General features: G+C 67.6%; 22 protein-coding genes, 2 tRNA genes and 1 pseudogene. 18 read left to right on the forward strand and 7 right to left on the reverse strand.

Going from position 1 to position 17,318, the window contains the following annotated elements; translation table 11 throughout:
- Nucleotides 1-128: 128 nt before the first annotated feature.
- The 13 genes and pseudogenes from KBY66_RS11600 to KBY66_RS11660 all read left to right on the forward strand — a co-directional run bounded on the left by KBY66_RS11600 (nucleotide 129) and on the right by KBY66_RS11660 (nucleotide 7,495).
- On the forward strand, nucleotides 129-1,415 hold the full coding sequence (locus KBY66_RS11600; protein ID WP_255089685.1) for a DUF2075 domain-containing protein: 1,287 nt from the start codon (nucleotides 129-131) through the stop codon (nucleotides 1,413-1,415).
- A gap of 49 nt (nucleotides 1,416-1,464) precedes the next feature.
- Nucleotides 1,465-1,731: a hypothetical protein gene (locus tag KBY66_RS11605; RefSeq protein WP_255089686.1), complete on the forward strand. Its 267-nt coding sequence runs from the start codon at nucleotides 1,465-1,467 to the stop codon at nucleotides 1,729-1,731.
- The gene (locus tag KBY66_RS11610; RefSeq protein WP_255089687.1) at nucleotides 1,700-2,956 is read left to right on the forward strand and encodes an ATP-binding protein; all 1,257 of its coding nucleotides are present in this window, start codon (nucleotides 1,700-1,702) and stop codon (nucleotides 2,954-2,956) included. Before KBY66_RS11605 ends, KBY66_RS11610 begins: the two co-directional genes overlap by 32 nt.
- Nucleotides 2,957-2,999: 43 nt before the next feature.
- Nucleotides 3,000-3,317, forward strand: coding sequence for a nucleotidyltransferase domain-containing protein (locus KBY66_RS11615; RefSeq protein WP_255089688.1), 318 nt, complete (start codon nucleotides 3,000-3,002; stop codon nucleotides 3,315-3,317).
- Nucleotides 3,318-3,502: 185 nt separating this feature from the next.
- Nucleotides 3,503-4,000 (forward strand): type I restriction-modification enzyme R subunit C-terminal domain-containing protein, encoded by a 498-nt coding sequence (locus tag KBY66_RS11620; RefSeq protein ID WP_255089690.1) that lies wholly within the window; start codon nucleotides 3,503-3,505, stop codon nucleotides 3,998-4,000.
- Nucleotides 4,001-4,143: 143 nt separating this feature from the next.
- Nucleotides 4,144-4,410 carry a nucleotidyltransferase family protein gene (locus KBY66_RS11625; protein ID WP_255089691.1) on the forward strand — a complete coding sequence of 89 codons (267 nt, stop codon included), beginning with the start codon at nucleotides 4,144-4,146 and terminating at the stop codon, nucleotides 4,408-4,410.
- A gap of 88 nt (nucleotides 4,411-4,498) precedes the next feature.
- Nucleotides 4,499-4,741 (forward strand): annotated as a pseudogene (locus KBY66_RS11630) (DUF86 domain-containing protein); the annotation flags it as partial.
- A gap of 135 nt (nucleotides 4,742-4,876) precedes the next feature.
- Nucleotides 4,877-5,551: a DUF429 domain-containing protein gene (locus tag KBY66_RS11635; protein ID WP_255089692.1), complete on the forward strand. Its 675-nt coding sequence runs from the start codon at nucleotides 4,877-4,879 to the stop codon at nucleotides 5,549-5,551.
- Between the two features lie 34 nt (nucleotides 5,552-5,585).
- Nucleotides 5,586-6,005 carry a nucleotidyltransferase substrate binding protein gene (locus KBY66_RS11640; RefSeq protein WP_255089693.1) on the forward strand — a complete coding sequence of 140 codons (420 nt, stop codon included), beginning with the start codon at nucleotides 5,586-5,588 and terminating at the stop codon, nucleotides 6,003-6,005.
- The gene (locus KBY66_RS11645; RefSeq protein WP_255089694.1) at nucleotides 6,002-6,337 is read left to right on the forward strand and encodes a nucleotidyltransferase domain-containing protein; all 336 of its coding nucleotides are present in this window, start codon (nucleotides 6,002-6,004) and stop codon (nucleotides 6,335-6,337) included. The genes KBY66_RS11640 and KBY66_RS11645 overlap by 4 nt, the downstream gene beginning before the upstream one ends.
- A gap of 56 nt (nucleotides 6,338-6,393) precedes the next feature.
- Nucleotides 6,394-6,621, forward strand: coding sequence for a type II toxin-antitoxin system Phd/YefM family antitoxin (locus KBY66_RS11650; protein WP_255089695.1), 228 nt, complete (start codon nucleotides 6,394-6,396; stop codon nucleotides 6,619-6,621).
- Nucleotides 6,618-7,094: a type II toxin-antitoxin system VapC family toxin gene (locus KBY66_RS11655; RefSeq protein WP_255089697.1), complete on the forward strand. Its 477-nt coding sequence runs from the start codon at nucleotides 6,618-6,620 to the stop codon at nucleotides 7,092-7,094. Before KBY66_RS11650 ends, KBY66_RS11655 begins: the two co-directional genes overlap by 4 nt.
- A gap of 38 nt (nucleotides 7,095-7,132) precedes the next feature.
- The gene (locus KBY66_RS11660; RefSeq protein WP_255089699.1) at nucleotides 7,133-7,495 is read left to right on the forward strand and encodes a nucleotidyltransferase domain-containing protein; all 363 of its coding nucleotides are present in this window, start codon (nucleotides 7,133-7,135) and stop codon (nucleotides 7,493-7,495) included.
- A 129-nt stretch (nucleotides 7,496-7,624) separates the two neighbouring features.
- Here KBY66_RS11660 and KBY66_RS11665 read toward each other — a convergent pair whose 3' ends face one another.
- A complete protein-coding gene (locus KBY66_RS11665) occupies nucleotides 7,625-9,991 on the reverse strand; it encodes a RelA/SpoT family protein (protein ID WP_255089700.1) in 2,367 nt (788 codons plus the stop codon).
- Nucleotides 9,992-10,098: 107 nt separating this feature from the next.
- Here KBY66_RS11665 and KBY66_RS11670 point away from each other — a divergent pair, with 107 nt between their 5' ends.
- Nucleotides 10,099-11,718, forward strand: coding sequence for a dipeptide ABC transporter ATP-binding protein (locus KBY66_RS11670; RefSeq protein WP_255089701.1), 1,620 nt, complete (start codon nucleotides 10,099-10,101; stop codon nucleotides 11,716-11,718).
- A gap of 4 nt (nucleotides 11,719-11,722) precedes the next feature.
- Complete coding sequence (locus KBY66_RS11675) at nucleotides 11,723-13,042, forward strand: chloride channel protein (protein WP_255089702.1); 1,320 nt, start codon at nucleotides 11,723-11,725, stop codon at nucleotides 13,040-13,042.
- 263 nt (nucleotides 13,043-13,305) lie between these two features.
- Here the strand turns inward: KBY66_RS11675 and KBY66_RS11680 are convergent.
- Both KBY66_RS11680 and KBY66_RS11685 read right to left on the reverse strand, forming a co-directional pair.
- A tRNA-Lys gene (locus tag KBY66_RS11680) sits at nucleotides 13,306-13,377 on the reverse strand.
- 138 nt (nucleotides 13,378-13,515) lie between these two features.
- A tRNA-Lys gene (locus KBY66_RS11685) sits at nucleotides 13,516-13,587 on the reverse strand.
- A gap of 38 nt (nucleotides 13,588-13,625) precedes the next feature.
- Here KBY66_RS11685 and KBY66_RS11690 point away from each other — a divergent pair.
- The 3 genes from KBY66_RS11690 (at nucleotide 13,626) to trmFO (ending at nucleotide 15,804) form a co-directional block, all read left to right on the forward strand.
- Complete coding sequence (locus KBY66_RS11690) at nucleotides 13,626-14,180, forward strand: gamma carbonic anhydrase family protein (protein WP_399225466.1); 555 nt, start codon at nucleotides 13,626-13,628, stop codon at nucleotides 14,178-14,180.
- 113 nt (nucleotides 14,181-14,293) lie between these two features.
- Nucleotides 14,294-14,416, forward strand: coding sequence for a photosystem II protein Y (locus KBY66_RS11695; RefSeq protein ID WP_255089704.1), 123 nt, complete (start codon nucleotides 14,294-14,296; stop codon nucleotides 14,414-14,416).
- Complete coding sequence (trmFO, locus tag KBY66_RS11700) at nucleotides 14,416-15,804, forward strand: FADH(2)-oxidizing methylenetetrahydrofolate--tRNA-(uracil(54)-C(5))-methyltransferase TrmFO (protein WP_255089705.1); 1,389 nt, start codon at nucleotides 14,416-14,418, stop codon at nucleotides 15,802-15,804. Before KBY66_RS11695 ends, trmFO begins: the two co-directional genes overlap by 1 nt.
- A gap of 4 nt (nucleotides 15,805-15,808) precedes the next feature.
- Here the strand turns inward: trmFO and KBY66_RS11705 are convergent, their stop codons facing one another.
- The 4 genes from KBY66_RS11705 to KBY66_RS11720 all read right to left on the reverse strand — a co-directional run bounded on the left by KBY66_RS11705 (nucleotide 15,809) and on the right by KBY66_RS11720 (nucleotide 17,293).
- Nucleotides 15,809-16,243, reverse strand: a complete 435-nt coding sequence (locus tag KBY66_RS11705) for a TA system VapC family ribonuclease toxin (protein ID WP_255089706.1) — start codon at nucleotides 16,241-16,243, stop codon at nucleotides 15,809-15,811.
- Nucleotides 16,240-16,494 (reverse strand): hypothetical protein, encoded by a 255-nt coding sequence (locus KBY66_RS11710; RefSeq protein ID WP_255089707.1) that lies wholly within the window; start codon nucleotides 16,492-16,494, stop codon nucleotides 16,240-16,242. Before KBY66_RS11710 ends, KBY66_RS11705 begins: the two co-directional genes overlap by 4 nt.
- A gap of 170 nt (nucleotides 16,495-16,664) precedes the next feature.
- Nucleotides 16,665-17,066 carry a type II toxin-antitoxin system VapC family toxin gene (locus KBY66_RS11715; RefSeq protein ID WP_255089708.1) on the reverse strand — a complete coding sequence of 134 codons (402 nt, stop codon included), beginning with the start codon at nucleotides 17,064-17,066 and terminating at the stop codon, nucleotides 16,665-16,667.
- Entirely contained in the window at nucleotides 17,063-17,293 is a 231-nt protein-coding gene (locus tag KBY66_RS11720; RefSeq protein ID WP_255089709.1) for a type II toxin-antitoxin system Phd/YefM family antitoxin, read from the reverse strand. The genes KBY66_RS11715 and KBY66_RS11720 overlap by 4 nt, the downstream gene beginning before the upstream one ends.
- Nucleotides 17,294-17,318: the final 25 nt, after the last annotated feature.

Consider the following 17,318-nt stretch of genomic DNA (forward strand, 5'->3'; position numbering starts at 1 on the left):
CCGGAGATGGGCAAGATTTCGTGTCGCCGGAAAGAGGTTGTCGTCAAAGGCAACCGCAGAGCAGCTCAGGGGGCCTCACCGGCCAACTTGATTGACGCCAAACGGCCAAGGGGCTTGACGCGAGACAGATGGCCGCCTTTCTGCGGCGCTGCCTGGAGGTGGGCGACCGGGGTCGCACGATTGAGCAGATCCGCGATGGCAAGGCCAAACCCAGCCAGCAACTGGCCGATGCGGTGGAGCGCATGCTCAAGGGAAACACCGAATTCGTGCTGATCGATGAGCAGAAGGTGGTTTACGAGAAGGCCCTGGCCCTGGCGCGGCACCTGCGGGAGGGACGCCATTGCGTGCTGCTGGTGCAGGGCGGGCCAGGAACGGGAAAGTCAGTGGTGGCCGTGAACCTGCTGGCCAAGCTGCTGGGCCTGGGCCTGAACGCCCGTTACGTGAGCAAGAACGCGGCGCCGCGGGCGGTGTACCGGGCCAAGCTCACCGGATCACTCCAGAAGAACGAGTACGACAACCTCTTCAGCGGTTCGGCCTGTTTCGTGGGCGTTGCGGAGGGCTACTACGACGCGTTGATCGTGGATGAGAGCCACCGGCTGATGACCAAGACCATCTACAACAAGGAGGGCGAGAACCAGATCAAGGAGATCATCCACGCCAGCAAGCTGGCGGTGTTCTTCCTCGATGAAGACCAGCGCGTCACCTTCGACGACATCGGCAGCACCGCCGAGATCGAGAAGTGGAGTCAGTACCACGAGGCCGAGCTGCACCGCGATGAACTGCCATCGCAGTTCCGCTGCAGCGGCTCCGATGGCTACCTGGCCTGGCTGGATCAGACCCTGGGGATCCGTTCCACCGCCAACGACCAGCTGGACCCTGGCAGCTACGACATTCGGGTGTTCGACGATCCCGTCGCCCTGCACCAGGCGATCCGCGAGAGCAACGGCTCCAACCAGGCGCGCATGGTGGCGGGCTACTGCTGGAACTGGGCGTCCAAACATCACCCCAGCGCCTGGGACATCACGATCGAGCCCTACGGCTACCGGGCCCGCTGGAACCTCAGCAAGGACAGCAGCCTCTGGATCATGACGCCGGGCACGGTGGAGCAGGTGGGCTGCATCCACACCTGCCAGGGCCTGGAGCTGGAGACCATCGGCGTGATCATCGGGCCGGATCTGGCCGTCCGCGATGGCGAGGTGGTCACGGTGCCATCAGCGCGGGCGCGCACGGACCAATCGCTCAAGGGCTACAAGGTGGGCCTGACCCGCGATCCCCAGGGGATTCGCCGCAAGGCGGACGCGATCATCCGCAACACCTACCGCACGCTGATGAGCCGGGGCACGAAGGCGTGTTTTGTGTTTGCCTGTGATCCCGAGTTGAACGAGTACTTGAGGCGGGCTGTGGCGGCGGAGTGAGGAGTCCAGCGGAAGGGCATGAACTGGCCCCGATTCCCAGCCTGACTCCATGACCGGCGCCGACGTCCGCTGGCAGCAGCGCAGCCTCAGCACCCACACCCTGGCCAGCCTCAAGGTCGCCTTCAACGGTCGGCTGCTGCCCTGCCGCATTGACCCGATCAAGCGCAGGAGGGAGGCAGGCAGTACTCGGTTTTTCCTGCATCGACAGGCCAACTTTTCCTGCATCAGCAGCTCGACGTTTCCAGCATTAGAGTTCCGACATCTGCTGCATCGGCACGCCCGCCATGGCCTCCGGCTACCGCCCCCGCATCGCTGACGGCGAGCTGCGCGCCTGCCTGGCTTCCGCCGGCGCGGTGGTGATCGAAGGACCGAAAGCCTGCGGCAAGACCCGCCTGGCCCAGCAGCTGGCCGCCTCCACGGTGCTGCTGGATGTGGACACCGCCGCCCGCCAGGCGCTGGCGGTGGATCCGGCCCTGGTGCTGGCGGGTCCTCGGCCTCGCCTGCTGGATGAGTGGCAGGTGGAGCCGGCGCTCTGGAACCAGGTGCGGAGGGCCGTGGATGCCGTCGAGGCGCCTGGGCAATTTCTGCTCACTGGTTCGGCGGTGCCGGCCGATGACGCCGAGCGACACACCGGGGCGGGTCGCTTTTCGTTTCTGCGGCTGCGGCCGATGAGCCTGGTGGAAAGTGGCGCCGGCCAGGGTGGCGTCTCGCTGGCAGCGCTGCTGGCGGGGGAGCCGCCGAGCTGCGCCGATCCGGGGTTGGCGGTGGCGGATCTGGCCGAGCTGGTCTGCCGCGGCGGTTGGCCGGCCCAGCTGGAGCGGCCCCTGGCGGCGGCCTCCCGGGCCGCCCGCGACTACCTGGAGCAGGTGCGCCAGGTGGATGTGCAGCGGGTGGATGGGCGGCGGCGGGATCCCCAGCGGCTGGGAGCCCTGCTGCGTTCCCTCGGCCGCAACGTGGCCACCGAGGTGAGCCTGGCCACCCTGGCGGCCGATGCCGGCGGCGCCGATGGGCCGCTCGACCCGCGCACCGTGGCCGATCACCTGCAGGCCCTGGAGCGGTTGATGGTGCTGGAGAACCAGGCCGCCTGGCGGCCCCATCTGCGTTCGAAAGCAGCCCTGCGCCAGGCACCCCGGCGCCACTTTTGCGACCCCTCCCTGGCGGTGGCGGCCCTCGGCGGCAGCCCCGATCGCCTGCTCAAGGATCTGGAGTGGCTGGGGTTGCTGTTCGAGTCGCTCGTGATCCGCGACCTGAGGGTGCTGGCACAGGCGCTGGAGGGCGAGGTATTCCACTACCGCGACCAGTACGGCGTTGAGGTGGACGCGATCGTGCAGCTGCGCGATGGCCGATGGGGCGCGATCGAGGTCAAGCTCGGCCCGGGCCAGGTGGAGGCCGCCGCCGAAGGCCTGCTGCGCTTTCGCCAGCAGATCGACACCCGCCGCACCGGCGAACCCGGCTTCCTGGCGGTGGTCTGCGGCAGCGGCTATGGATACCGGCGGGCGGATGGCATCGCCGTGGTGCCGGTGGGGGCACTGGGGCTGTGATCAGGCCGCAGGCAAAGCCAGCATCCCACGCGAAACTGGCCCCATGACACCGACGGCACGCCCCTCCAGCTACACCTACGTGGTGGATGAGCCTCTGCTGCGCACGATCGCGGCCGAGATCCAGGAGGCGATTCCGGGCGCCGAGGTGCACCTGTTCGGCTCCCGTGCCCGCGGCACCGAGCGGCCCGATTCCGAGCTCGATCTGCTGGTCACCGTGCCGGATGAATGGTTGGCCAGCCATTCGCGCTTCGTGGAAACCGATGCCCTGGGATGGAAGTTGGCCCACCACAGACTGCCTATTGAGTTGCTGGTCTACTCCGCCAGTGAGGGGAGGAGCGGCGCCATGGACGAACCAATGTGATTGCTGAGGCCTTCCGTTACGGACGGCGACTGGAGCCAGAAGATTCTCGGCATGGCGCCAGCTGACTCGTCGACCGGCTTTCTGCGCATTGCGCAACGCGATCTGCGTGCCGCTACGGCGATGGCAAGGAGCGCTCGATCCAGCACATGCTGGTCACCTCCTTCTGGCATCCCGATGGCCGGCCCATGAGCTCCCAGCAGTTCATCGAGCTGCTCTACGTCCAGCTGCCGGAGTTCGTGAAGGATGAGGCCGAGCTGCGGCAGCTCTGGAGTGCACCTGACACCCGCCGCAAGCTGCTGCAGGGCCTGGAGGAGAAGGGCTTCGGCGCCGATCAGCTGGCGGAGATGCAGCGGATCATCGAGGCCGAGAACAGCGATCTGTTCGATGTGCTCGCCCATGTGGCCTATGCCCTGCCGCCTGTTCCCCGCCAGGAGCGCGCCAAGAACGCCCGCCTCTACATCCACTCCAAATTCACCAGCAAGCAGGAGGTGTTCCTCAACTTCGTGCTGCAGCACTACGTGAGCACGGGGGTGCAGGAACTGGCCACCGAGAAGCTCACCCCCCTGCTGCAGCTCCGCTACCAGAACTCAATCGCCGATGCCTTGGCTGATCTGGGGCCGGCAGCGGAGATCGGCCAGGTGTTTGCCGGGTTTCAGCGGTATCTCTATGAGCGGGTGGGGTGAGCTGCCAATCAACGACAAGCTCTGATACCGCAGGCTTTTGGAGCCGTTGGTTGACACCCCTAGACTGAAGCAGCCAGCTCAGCGAGCCCATCTCCGCCCCTGCGGTCACCCCCTCCACCAGTCGCTCTGAGGTGGTTGCGAGGTTGCGTCAGCACTATCCGGATCTGGCCTCCCGCTTCAAGGTGAGCAGCCTGGCGCTGTTTGGATCCTTCGCTCGCGATGAGCAAACGGCCGCCAGTGATGTGGATCTGCTGGTGAGCTTCTCCGAGCCCGTGGGGTTTGCCTTCATCCACCTGGCCGACCATCTGGAAACCCTTCTCGGTCGTCGTGTCGACCTGGTGGCGTCCGATGGGATCAAGGAGAACAGGCGTTCCTTCATCCTGAGCAGCCGCATTCATGTCGCGCCGTGAATGGAGGCTGTTCGTTGCCGACATGCTGGAAGCATCCGGCAAGATCAATGGCTACATCAGTGGGTTGAACTTTTAGGAGTTCCAAGCAGACAGTCGCACCGTAGATGCCGTGGTGCGCAATCTGGAGATCATCGGCGAGGCTGCCCGGGCGATTCCTGTTGAGATGAAGGAGGAGCGTCCTGCAATTGATTGGTCGGCGCTCAATGGCTTGCGCAATCGCATTGTCCATGAATACTTCGGCCTCAGCTTGCCCATCATCTGGACGATCGTTGTCCACGATCTGCCGGTGCTTGATGCTCAGCTCAGGGACTGGATCAAAGAGCATCAATGAACCCTGGAAGACGTCCCCCTCAGGCCTCGACGGCCTCCTCCTGGGCTTTGCTATCAGGAATCGCCGGACTCCTTCCAGGGGACTTTGCTGAATCCTGATTCCCTTGGCCGTTGAGGTGCCGTTCAGCGACATCCCTTGACCAACACTTCCCAGATCACTGTGGTCGGCATTGACGTGGGCGGCGCCCGCAAGGGCTTCCACGCCGTCGCCCTCACCGGCGGCACCTACGCCTGCCAGCTGGCCACCGGCGACGCGCAGGAACTCGCCCATTGGTGCCGCTCGGTGGTGCGCGCCAGCGTGATCGCCATCGATGCCCCCTGCCGCTGGAGCAGCGACGGCCGCGCCCGACCCTGCGAACGAGAGCTCATGCAGAAGGGGATCTGGTGTTTTTCCTCCCCCACCCATCAGAAGGCCCACACCCCCCATCGCACCAACTACTACGGCTGGATGCTGCAGGGGGAGGTACTCTATCTGGCCCTGGAGGGCGGCGCACCGGAGCAGGCCTATCCCCTGCTGCACACCCTGCCCCACAGCGACCGCGGCTGCTTCGAAACCTTCCCCCACGCCATCACCTGGCACCTGCGCGGCGGTCAGGCCCAGGCTGCCCAGAAGCGCATCCAGCGGCGCGAGCTGCTGGCGCAGGCGGGCATCGATCTCGTCCCCCTCACGAGCATCGACTGGATCGATGCGGCCCTCTGTGCCCTCACGGCTCACCAGGTTGCCATCGGTGGGGAGTGCGTCAGCTATGGGGAGCGGGAGACCGGGTGGATCGTGGTCCCCAGGGGGCTGGTGGCAGGAGTTCAGCGGTAGGGCATGGTTGGGCCCCACTCCTTAGCCTGACCCCATGACAGGCGCAGACATCCGCTGGCAGCAACGCTTCGGCAACTTCCGGCAGGCACTTGCGCGGTTGAAGCAAGCGGTGGAGCTCTCCCAGCAGCGCCCCCTCAGTGACCTGGAGCGTCAGGGGTTGATCAAGGCCTTCGAGTTCACCCATGAACTCAGCTGGAAAACCCTCAAGGATTTCCTGGCCTCCCGCGGCGTGTCCGACCTGTTTGGTCCCCGCGACACCACCCGTGAAGCCTTTGCCCAGGGGTTGATCAGCGATGGCGAGGCCTGGATGGAGATGATCCGCCATCGCAACCTCAGCGCCCACACCTACGACGAGGCGACGGTGATGGAGATCGTGGCGGCGGTTGTGACCACCTATCTCGGAGCCTTCGAGGAGCTGGAATCCAGGCTCCAGGCACAGGAGGCCCTGCCATGACCGCCCAGGCCTCCACCACCAGCTATGGATTGCCCATCGCTGCGGTGGCGAAGATCCAGGCCACCCTCGCCGCCTTCCCGGCCATCGAGCAGGCCACCCTCTACGGCTCCAGGGCCCTCGGGCGCCACCGCCCCGGCTCCGACATTGACCTCACCCTCTCCGGCGTCGACCTCGATCCGCGCACCCTTGCCCGCCTCGATGCGGCCCTCGATGATCTGCTGCTGCCCTGGCGCTTTGATCTGTCGTTGCAGGTCTCGCTCCAATCCCCCGAGTTGATTGACCACATCAAGCGAGCGGGGGTGGTGTTCTACCGGCGTGGGGATCGGCCCTGAACCGAGAACAGGGCCTCAATCAATAGGCCCATTACGATCGCCCAATAGACATTTCCGTGACCGAGTTCCGCGCCCACTGCCTGGAGTTGATCCGGCAGGTGGAGAGCGGCGGCGAGGTGGTGGAGATCACCCGTCACGGCAAGCTGGTGGCACGCCTTACGCCGCCTGCGGCGAGTTCTGGCGCGAGCCCCCACCCCTGGGCGGCCCTGCGCTGTTCCGTTGTGCTGCACGCTGAACCCGAGGAATCCGTGCTGGAGGCCCAGGCCTTCGATGCCCTGCGGTGAAGGTCCTGCTGGACACCCATGTCTGGCTGCGGCAGGCCGCTTCCACGGTGCTGCTGGATTTTGGACAGCGGTGGCCGCCAGGCGCTGGCGGTGGGCTGGCGGCGCTGGTGCGCTTCCTGGGCAGCAACGTGGCCACCGAGGTGAGCCTGGCCACCCTGGCGGCCGATACCGGTGGTGCCGGTGGGGGCTCTGGGGCCTTGAGGCTCTGGGAGATCGCGATCAAGCACGCCCTGGCCCGCAGTGCCATGCCCCTGTCGGCTCACGAGGCCATCCCCTGGGCAGAGCAATCTGGCTTTGCGTTCCTCCCGATCGAACTTCCCCATCTGCTGGTGCTCGAACAACTGCCCCTGCACCACCGCGATCCGTTTGATCGTCTGCTGGTGGCCCAAGCCATCAGCGGCCCTTTCACCCTGCTCAGTGCCGATGCGGCGTTTACCGCCTATGGCTGTCCGCAGCAGGATGCGCGCAGCTGAAGCAGGCAAAGCCCAGCGACCCACGCCAAACTGGCCCCATGACCGCCTCAGCCCGCCCCTCCAGCACTTCCTACGTGGTGGATGAGCCGCTGCTGCGCACGATTGCGGCCGAGATCCAGGCGGCGATTCCCGGCGCCGAAGTGCGCCTGTTTGGCTCCCGCGCCCGCGGCACCGAGCGCCCCGATTCCGATCTGGATCTGCTGGTGACCGTGCCCGATGAATGGTCGTCGACCCACTCGCGCTTCGAGGAAACGGGGGATCTGAGTCGAAAGTTGGCCCATCACAGAATTCCACTTGATCTGCTCCTCTATTCCGATACAGAAGTGCAGGAGCGACCTCAGTACAGCCAGCATGTGGTGACCGAGGCCTATCGATACGGAAGAGAGCTTTATGCCCTCTGACCGACAGCGCGAAGCGGCTCGTCTTGCCCCACTTTCCCTGCAGCGTGAGGGCCTGCAGATGCTCGCCGGAGTTGCAATTCCTGGGTGGCGTTGCCACCATGAGGCGCCTGACTTCCCTACTTCACCCCCTCAGCCGATGCCGGTTCTGCAGAGATTGAGCACGTCGGCCATGGAGCGGATCTGATCCATGGTGGTGCGCAACTGGGCGGCGTTGATCAGTTCCACCTTCAGGTCGATGCAGGCCGGTTTGCCATAGGCGGTGCGCACCCTTGCATCACTCACGTTGATGCGGCTGTCGGAGAGACGGGTGAGGATGTCCTTGAGCACCCCCACCCGGTCAAGCACCTCGATGCGAATCTGAACCGGATAGCGGCGCCGCGCCGGATCGGCCAGAGGGTTCCAGCGCACCGGCAGGCGACGCTCCACCGGCATCTGGTTGACGTTGGCGCACTCCTGGCGGTGGATCGTGATCCCATGGTTGCCGAGGGCCACGCTGCCCACGATCGCTTCGCCCGGCAAAGGACAGCAACAGCCACCCAGGCGATACTCCAGCCCCTCCAGGCCGAGGATGGCGCCGCCGCTGGTGTCGGCCGTGGCTGGCGTCTCAGCCTGGGCGGCACCGGCTTTGGCCGCCACGCTGCGGGCCAGGTCTTCGTTGGAGAGCACCGGGGCCGCGGCCGCACTGGCCAGCCGCACCTCTTCTCTCAGCCGGTTGAGCACCTGGTGCAGGGTGACGCCGCCGAAGCCGAGCGACGCCAGCAGATCCTCGGTGCTCACCAGGTTGCAGCGGCGGGCCACCTTGGCGAGGGCCTCGCCGTTGAGCAGGGCATCGAAGCCGTTGCGGCCCAGCTCCCGCTCCAGCAGTTCGCGGCCCCGCAGGATGTTCTCCTGGCGGTGGCTGCGCTTGTACCACTGGCGGATGCGGTTGCGCGCCGTCGGCGTCGCCACAAAATTGAGCCAGTCGAGGCTGGGCCGGGCCGTCTTGGTGGTGATGACCTGGACGAAATCGCCGTTCTGCAGCGGCGTGGCCAGGGGACAGAGACGGTCGTTGATGCGCACCCCCTGGCAATGATTTCCCACCTCCGAGTGAATCCGGTAGGCGAAATCAACGGCGGTGGAACCGGTGCGCAACCCCACCACATCCCCCTTGGGCGTGAACACGAACACCTCCTCATCGAAGAGGTCTTCCTTGATCGAGGCCAGGTAGTCGCTGCTGTCTTCGCCGCCGCCGTCCTGCTGCCAGTCGACCAGCTGCCGCAGCCAGTTGAAGCGGTCGGTGTCGCCGCCGGTGGCCGGTGATCCCCCCTCCTTGTACTTCCAGTGGGCGGCAATGCCGTACTCGGCCACCTGGTGCATCTCGGTGGTGCGGATCTGCACTTCCACCGGCCTGTGGCGGCCGATCACGGCGGTGTGCAGCGACTGATAGCCGTTCGGCTTGGGCAGGCCGATGTAGTCCTTGAAGCGGCCGGGGATCGGCCGGAAGGTGTCGTGCACCACGGCGAGGGCCCGGTAGCACCCTTCCACGTTGGCAGTGAGGATGCGCAGGGCCGCCACATCGAAGATTTCGTGGAAGGCCTTCTGCTGGTGGCGCATCTTGCTCCAGATGCCATAGAGATGCTTCGGCCGGCCCGTCACCTCGCACTGGGTGAGGCCCGCCGCGCCAAGGCGTTCCTTGAGCAGGGCCACGGTGACCGCCAGCCGGTCTTCGCGGTCGCTGCGCTTGCTGGCCACCTCCTGCTTGATCTCCCGGTAGGACTCGGGCTCAAGCACCTTGAAGGCCAGATCCTCCAGTTCCCATTTGAAGCGGCCGATGCCGAGCCGGTTGGCCAGGGGCGCATAGATCTCGCGGGTTTCGCGGGCAATCCGCTGCTGCTTCTCAGGCTTGAGCGCCCCCAGGGTGCGCATGTTGTGGAGCCGGTCGGCCAGCTTGACCAGCACGACGCGGATGTCACTGGCCATGGCCAGAAACATGCGGCGCAGATTCTCGGCCTGGGCCTCGGTGTGGTTGGTGAAATGAATGCCTCCCAGCTTGGTGACGCCCTCCACCAGCGCCCGCACCTCGGCGCCAAAATGGGCTTCCAGCTGCTCGGAGCTCACTTCGGTGTCCTCGACCACGTCGTGGAGGAAACCGGCGGCAATCACGCAGGGACTTGCGCCGATGTCACGGAGCAGATCGGCGACGGCGATCGGATGGATGATGTACGGCTCGCCGGTGGCTCTCACCTGACCGGCGTGGAGCTGGTAGGCGAAATCAAAGGCGCTGGCCAGCAGCGCGTCGGCATCGTTCGGGCAGGTTTCGCCGTCCCCGGGGGGCACCCGCTCGATGCAGGCCCGCAACCAGTTCGGCAGGGCGACGCCGTAGTCGGCCGCGACCTTGATGCGCTTCCGGCCGAGGGCGAACGGTGGAGCGTTGATCGCCGAACCCAGGCCAGCGCTGATCACCGTTGGGGATTCGCCCCGGGCGCGGGTGATCAGGGAGCCGGCGAATTCGGTCATCAGAATGGTCTGATCAACCCATCGTAGGCAATCCTGCCAGTCATTGAGCAAGAACAGGACCCATCCACCATGCTGGGCCTGCCGTTTCCCAGCGCTTCGCCCGCCCCATGGCCGCCCCCCGCAGCGCCGGCCCGGTGCTGGCGATCCACGATCTGGTCGTGCGCTATCCAGGCCCTGCCGTCGCGCCCACCCTCCAGGGTCTGGATTTGCAGCTGGAACCGGGCGACCGGCTGGCCCTGGTGGGCCCCTCCGGCTGCGGCAAGAGCACCGTGGCCAGGGCCGTGCTCGCGCTGCTGCCGACCGGAAGCGTCTGCAGCGGTGATCTGCTGCTGGCCGGCCAGGATCCCCGCCGCCTGAACCGCCCGGCCCTGCGGCGGCTGCGGGGGGAGGCGGTGGGCCTGGTGTTCCAGGACCCGATGACCCGGCTCAACCCCCTGCTGCGGGTGGGGGACCACCTCACCGACACCCTGGCGGCCCATCGGCCCGCTTGGGCGCGCCGGCGGATCCGGCAGCGGGCCGTGGAGCTGCTGGAGCGGGTGGGAATCAGCTCGGAGCGCTATCGCAGCTACCCCCACGAGTTCAGCGGCGGCATGCGCCAACGGCTGGCGATCGCCCTGGCGATGGCGCTGGAGCCCGCCCTGGTGATCGCCGATGAACCCACCACCAGCCTGGATGTGGCGGTGGCGGCCCAGGTGATGGCCGAACTCACCGGCCTCTGCCGCGACAGCGGCAGCGCACTGTTGCTGATCAGCCACGACCTGGCAATGGCCGGCCGGTGGTGCGACCAGATCGCCGTGCTGGATCAGGGCCGTCTGGTGGAGCAGGCAGCCTCCGCGGAACTGCTCACCCAGCCCCAGGCGCCCCTGACCCGCAGGTTGGTGGCCGCGGCCCGTTTGCGGGAAGGGGGCCGCACCCCCCGGGCACGTGAGGCCCCGCTGCTGCTGGAGGTGGAGACGTTGCGCTGCTGGCACCCGCTGCCCTCGCTGCCCTGGCAACCGCGCTGGCTGAAGGCCGTGGACGGGGTGAGCCTTCAGCTGCGGGAGGGCGAAACCGTGGGGGTTGTGGGGGCCTCCGGCTGTGGCAAGAGCACCCTCTGCCGCGCCCTGATGGGCCTCACCCCCGTGCGCGGCGGGGCCGTGCGGCTGCAGGGTCGCAACCTGCGGGAGTTGGGCGGCCGCGAGCTGCGCCAGGCGAGGCGCCGGATCCAGATGGTCTTTCAGGACCCGCTCGCCTGTCTCAACCCCGCCATGACCGTGGGGGAAGCGGTGGCCGATCCCCTGCTGATCCATGGCCTGGCCCGCCGCCCGGCTGCGCGGGAGCGGGCGCGGCAACGGCTCGAGGCCGTGGGGTTGAGCCCCGCCACGGCCTTCGAGAGCCGCCTGCCGCGCCAGCTCTCCGGCGGCCAGCAGCAACGGGTGGCGATTGCCCGGGCCCTGATCCTGGAGCCGGCCGTGCTGCTCTGCGACGAGAGCGTCAGCATGCTCGACGCCGAGGTGCAGGCGGAGGTGCTGGCCCTGTTGCGGGAACTGCAGGAGCGGCTGGGGCTGGGGATGCTGTTCATCACCCACGACCTCTCGGTGGCGAGCGGCTTCTGCCAGCGGGTGATCGTGCTCGACGGCGGCCGCATCGTGGAGGAGGGCCCCGGCGATCGGCTGCTGGAGCACCCCGAAGCGGCGATCACCCGCCTGCTGGTGGCCGCCTCGCCGCGGCTGCCGGCGTTGGTCTGAGCCGATGACGGTGACACCGTTCGATCGACGCCGCAAGCTGCGCCGCCTGCTGGGCCTGTTTCTGCTGGTGAACGCGATCGGTCTCGGTGTGGCCGGGGCGATCTGGATCTATGCCCGGGAGATCCAGGCGGTGAATGCCCTGCGGCTGCAGCTGGCCACCCACCTGCCGCGGCCGCTGGTGCTCCCCCTGATGGGGGTGCTGGGAGGCGGCATCGCCGGCGGACTGATCGCCTTCCTGGAGCCGGGGGCGAAGGGCTCGGGGATCGTGCAGGTGATGCTCTGGATGCGGGGTGTGCCGATCCCGATGGGCTGGCGGGTGGCGGTGGTGAAGCTGCTGGCCAGCGGCATCGCAATCGGCGGTGGCATTCCGGTGGGTCCGGAGGGACCCTCGATCCAGATCGGCGCCTCGCTGGCCAAGGAATCCGCCGGCGCGCTCCAGGCCGATGGCGGTGATCGCCGCCTGGCGGTGGCGATCGGCAGCGGCGCCGGCCTGGCCGCCATCTTCCATGCGCCCCTGGGGGGCCTGGCCTACAGCCTCGAGGAACTGCTGAAGCGGGCCGACATCCGGACGAACACGATCGTCGCCTTCGCCACCTTTGCCACCGTGGCCTGGACCCGGCTGCTGGCCGGCCATGGCGGCGGGCCTGCCTGGCTGAAGGAGCTGGCGCCGATCATCAGCTTCCCCAGCCGGCTGAACGAATTCCGGCTGGTGGATGTGCCGGTGCTGCTGCTGCTGGGGGCCCTCGCCGGGCTGCTGGCCATGCAGTATCAGCGCTGGATCGTGCGGATGCGACAGGGCTTCTTCCGGCTGCGGCTGCCGAGCTGGCAGTTGCTGCCCCTGGTGGGACTGGCGATCGGGCTGGGCTGGTCGCTGCTGCCACCCTCCTTCGACGACCCCGACAGCCTCGGCTTCGACGCCCTGCTTGGCCTGGACACCCCGCTCAAGGCCCTGGCCGCCCTGGCGGTGCAGGCGGCCGGAACGGCGGTGGCAGTGGCGGCGGAAGCCCCCGGCGGCTTCCTGGCCCCGGCCCTGGTGGTGGGCGCCTGCCTCGGCACCCTGCTGGAGCAGGTGTGCCTGCTGCTGTTCCACGATGCCCCGTCCACCCTGCTGTTCGCCGGCGGCGGCGCCTTCCTCGGGGCGCTCACCCGCACGCCGCTCACGGCGATCCTGCTGACCTTCGAACTCAGCAAGGACTACGCCCTGCTGCTCCCGATCGGCTTCGCCACCCTCACGGCGATCGCCGTGGCCGACCTGTTCGAGCGCGAGACGATCTTCGACCTGCTGCGGCGGGAGGCGCTGCGCGAGAGGGGACCGGGGAAGTGAACCAAGACGCAGCCAGAGGGGGGCAGTGCCGCAGCCGTGGGGAGGACGAGGCGCTGCAAGAGCCAACCGGCGCTTCCCACCATTCACTGGTATCGCTTTTGGCTGTCGCGACAGGATTGGTCGTTTCCTCTGTCTGCGTCCCTTTCATGCAAAAGCGCCTGATTCTCGCCTGCGATGCGGCATCGCGGCAGGCGCAGAGTCTTCAAGGCCGGTATCGGCACGACGCGCCGGCTGAGCCTTCGATCAATGGTTGATTCAAAGCATGGGTCGCCTGAGATTCGAACTCAGGACCAGTCGGTTAAAAGCCGAATGCTCTACCGCTGAGCTAGCGACCCGCCCCTTTGGGCCAGGAGCGAACGTATCACAGGGGTGCGGGCTGGCCTGCGGCTCTCTTTCCACCGATGGGCGCTGAGAGACCTATGTCAGCCGGCACCAAGCTGGCATTCACCAAGCTGGGATTGGGGAAAAGAGAGTGGGCCGCCTCGGATTCGAACCGAGGACCGATCGGTTAAGAGCCGACTGCTCTACCGCTGAGCTAGCGACCCAGTGCCTGTAGGCGATCCATGAACGTACCACGGTGAGAATGGGTGCATTCGCCAGGCCCCTCGCCGTGTCCGCCCCCCGTTTGCCCTGGCCCGAGCCCCGCATCCACCCCGAGGCCTGGGTGGCCCCCAGCGCCCTGGTGGTGGGGGCGGTGACCCTGTCGGCCGGGGCCAGCCTCTGGCCGATGGCCGTGGCCCGCGGCGATCTGGCCGCGATCCTGGTGGGTGAGGACAGCAACGTGCAGGACGGCGCCGTGCTCCACGGCGATCCCGACCAGCCGGTGTTGATCGGCGCAGAAGTCACGATCGGCCACCGGGCGGTGGTCCATGGGGCCGTGATCGAGGACGGCTGCCTGATCGGCATCGGCGCCGTGGTGCTCAACGGGGTGACGGTGGGAGAAGGCGCCTTGGTGGCGGCCGGCGCCGTCGTCACCGGCAACGTGCCGCCCCGCACCCTGGTGGCCGGTGTGCCCGCCAAGCCCCGCCGGGAGCTGAGCGAGGCGGAGGTGAGGGAGCAACGGCACCATGCCCGCCGCTACCGCATCCTCGCTGAGGCCCATGCCGGCCGCAGCGAGCGGACTGGCTTCGAGGGCTGAACGTGCAGACAGGCTCGGCGCGATCGATTGCTGCGATTTCGATCAACCCAAACCGGTGGTCCCTGGCCTGGCCATCTGCCTCCGTAGGATCAATCAACGCTGCTCTGGCCCCGATGGACGCTCGGCTCCTGCTGGTTTCCGCCCCGATCCTGCTGGCCGTCGGCTGGGCGGTGTTCAACATCGGCCGGGCGGCCGTGGGTCAGCTCCAACTGCTGATCAAACGCTCCCGCGCCTGATGATCCAGGTGATCGGTGCCGGCCTCGCCGGCACTGAAGCGGCCTGGCAGATCGCCCGCGCGGGCCTGGCGGTGCGGCTGGTGGAAATGCGCCCCGTCCGCCGCTCCCCCGCCCACCACAGCAGCGATTTCGCCGAGCTGGTCTGCAGCAACAGCTTCGGCGCCCTCTCCAGCGACCGGGCCGCCGGCCTCCTGCAGGAGGAACTGCGTCAGCTGAGCTCCCTGGTGATCATCGCCGCCGATGCCCACGCCGTTCCCGCCGGTGGCGCCCTCGCCGTGGACAGGGGCCGCTTCAGTGCCGCCCTCACTGCCGCCCTGGAGCGGCACCCGCTGGTCACCGTGGAGCGTCGGGAACAGTGCGAACTGCCGCCGCCCGCTGAGATCACCGTGCTGGCCACCGGCCCGCTGACCAGCGACCCCCTCGCCGAAGCCCTGCGCGCCTTCACCGGCCGGGCCGATTGCCACTTCTTCGATGCGGCCAGCCCGATCGTGGAGGGGGAGAGCATCGACATGGAGCGGGCCTTTCGCGCCAGCCGCTACGACAAGGGCGACGCCGATTACATCAACTGCCCGATGGACCTGGAGCAGTACGGCGCCTTTCGCCAGGCCCTGCTGGAGGCGGAACAGGCCGAGCGCAAGGATTTCGATCCGCAGAGCGCCCTGTTTTTCGAAGGCTGCCTGCCGATCGAGGAGCTGGCCCGCCGCGGCGAAGACACCATGCGCTATGGGCCGCTCAAGCCGATCGGACTCTGGGATCCGCGCTGGGGCGACCTTTACGACACCGACGTGCGGCGGGCCAGGCGCGCCCACGCCGTGGTGCAGCTCCGCCAGGAGGACAGGGATGGCCGGCTCTGGAACCTGGTGGGCTTCCAGACCAACCTCAAATGGGGCGAGCAGAAGCGGGTGCTGCGGCTGATCCCGGGGCTGGAGCACGCAGAGTTCGTGCGCTTTGGGGTGATGCACCGCAACACCTTCCTGGAATCCCCCCAGCTGCTCGAGGCCACCCTGCAGTTCCGGCTGCGGCCCACCCTGCTGGCGGCGGGCCAGATCACCGGCACTGAGGGGTATGCCGCAGCAGTGGCCGGTGGCTGGCTGGCCGGCACGAACGCAGCCCGGCTGGCCCGGGGCCTGGAGCCGCTCGTGCTGCCGTCCACCACGATGATCGGCGCGCTCACCCACTTCATCGCCACGGCCCCCAGCAGCACCGGTGGAAGCAAGCGACAATTCCAGCCAATGCCGCCGAACTTCGGCCTGCTGCCCGAGCTGGCGGAGCGCATCCGCGACAAGCGGCGCCGCTACGGCGCCTACCGCGACCGGGCCCTGGCAGCGCTGGAGCCGTTCCACTCCGCCGAACCTGCCCTTGCCCCCGTCGCTTCCCTGGTGGGCTGAAGGATCAGGACCGCAACAGCGTCAGTTGGTGGGGTCGCAGAAGCTGGCGGAAGCCCTGATCGAAGCTCACCAGGTGTTCGTGGTTGGCCAGCACGGCCGCCGCGATCCAGGCATCGGGGATCGCATTGCCAGCCAGGGAATGCTGCTGGCAGAGATGCTCGAACAGGGGCCACTCGTCCCCAAGGGGCATCAGCCCCACACCAGGGTTGTCCTCGATCGCCGTAAGAAAGTCCTGCGCCTGAGCCAACGGCGTGGGCTGAAGGAAGACCTTCGGGTGGGTGACCAGGCACAGGAATCCGGCCGCGACCATGGGCAACAGGCTGAACCGCTGGCCGCGGTCACAGGCCAGCAGGGCTTCCTGCAGCCAGGCCAGGGCTGGCCGATGGTGCGGATGGTCCGTGCGTGAGGCAGCCACCAGCACGTTGACATCCGGCGTCACGGCTCCACGAGCCCATCGGCCGCATCCCGCAGGGCTCGATTGCTGGAGGGATCGCCAATGGCCGGATTCAGCCCCCCGACACCGGCATGGACGGGAACGGCCACCCCCTTTGAGTTGGAGCGCTCCGATCTGGGGCGCAGGCGCAACGCCAACCCCTCTTCGATCAGCCGCGTCAGCGGCACATGCTCCCGTGCCGCCTGCGCCTTGGCTGCGGCCAGGAGGGAGTCGTTGATGTCGAGCGTCGTACGCACCAGGCACGATGCAGATTTCTGCACTCTAGGGTCATCGAGGGCCTGCTCACGAAGGGCAGGCAAGGGCGAAGGCGGGATCCATGTCATGCAGACAGCCATGGCTGATTGGAAGTTCAGGTTCTGATCAGCCCGAGTCGCGGCTTCATCGCCATGGTTTGGTCGGGGCGAGCTCAGGCCCTTGCGTCCTCACAAGTCAACGGGCCTGGCCAGCGCAGGACGGCCTGATCAGCCGTCAACAGGGTGGCGCCCGCGGCCAGGGCGGTTCCCACGATGAACCGATCGGCCGGATCCGGATGAAACGCGTCGAGGGCTGCGGCATGCAGTGCCGCGGGGCCATCGAGCGGCTGCTCGAGCAGCCCGGCCTCCAGCCAGTCCCGACGCCATCCGGTTGGCGGTTGGGGCAGCACGATCCGCCCCGTGATATCCAGCATCGCCACCTCCCAGAAGGAGATGGCGCTCACCGCCACCGCACCGGCCTTCCAGGCGCTCTCGATGGCAGCGCGGCTGCCGGCGCCTAGGGCCGGGTCATCCCGATCCAGCCAGAGCAGCACATGGGTGTCGAGCAGGATCACCCCAGAACGTCCCAGGGTTCGGCCAGCGGGGCGATCACATCGCCGCGGATCACAAGGCTGGGGTGGAGTCCGAAGGTGGTGTCGCGCCGCGGGCCTGGGCAGGGGTGCAGCTCGGCCACGGGGCGGCCGTTCTTGGTGATCACCAGCACCTCACCGCTGGCCGCCACCTGATCCATCAGACCCAGGCAGCGGGCCTTGAACTGGGAGGCGCTGATCTGATGGGTCATGGCCCCTCGGGTTGAGAGGCCCTCA

Origin of the sequence: Synechococcus sp. Tobar12-5m-g (assembly GCF_024345415.1) — a bacterium.
In the GTDB taxonomy this organism is placed as follows: domain Bacteria; phylum Cyanobacteriota; class Cyanobacteriia; order PCC-6307; family Cyanobiaceae; genus Regnicoccus.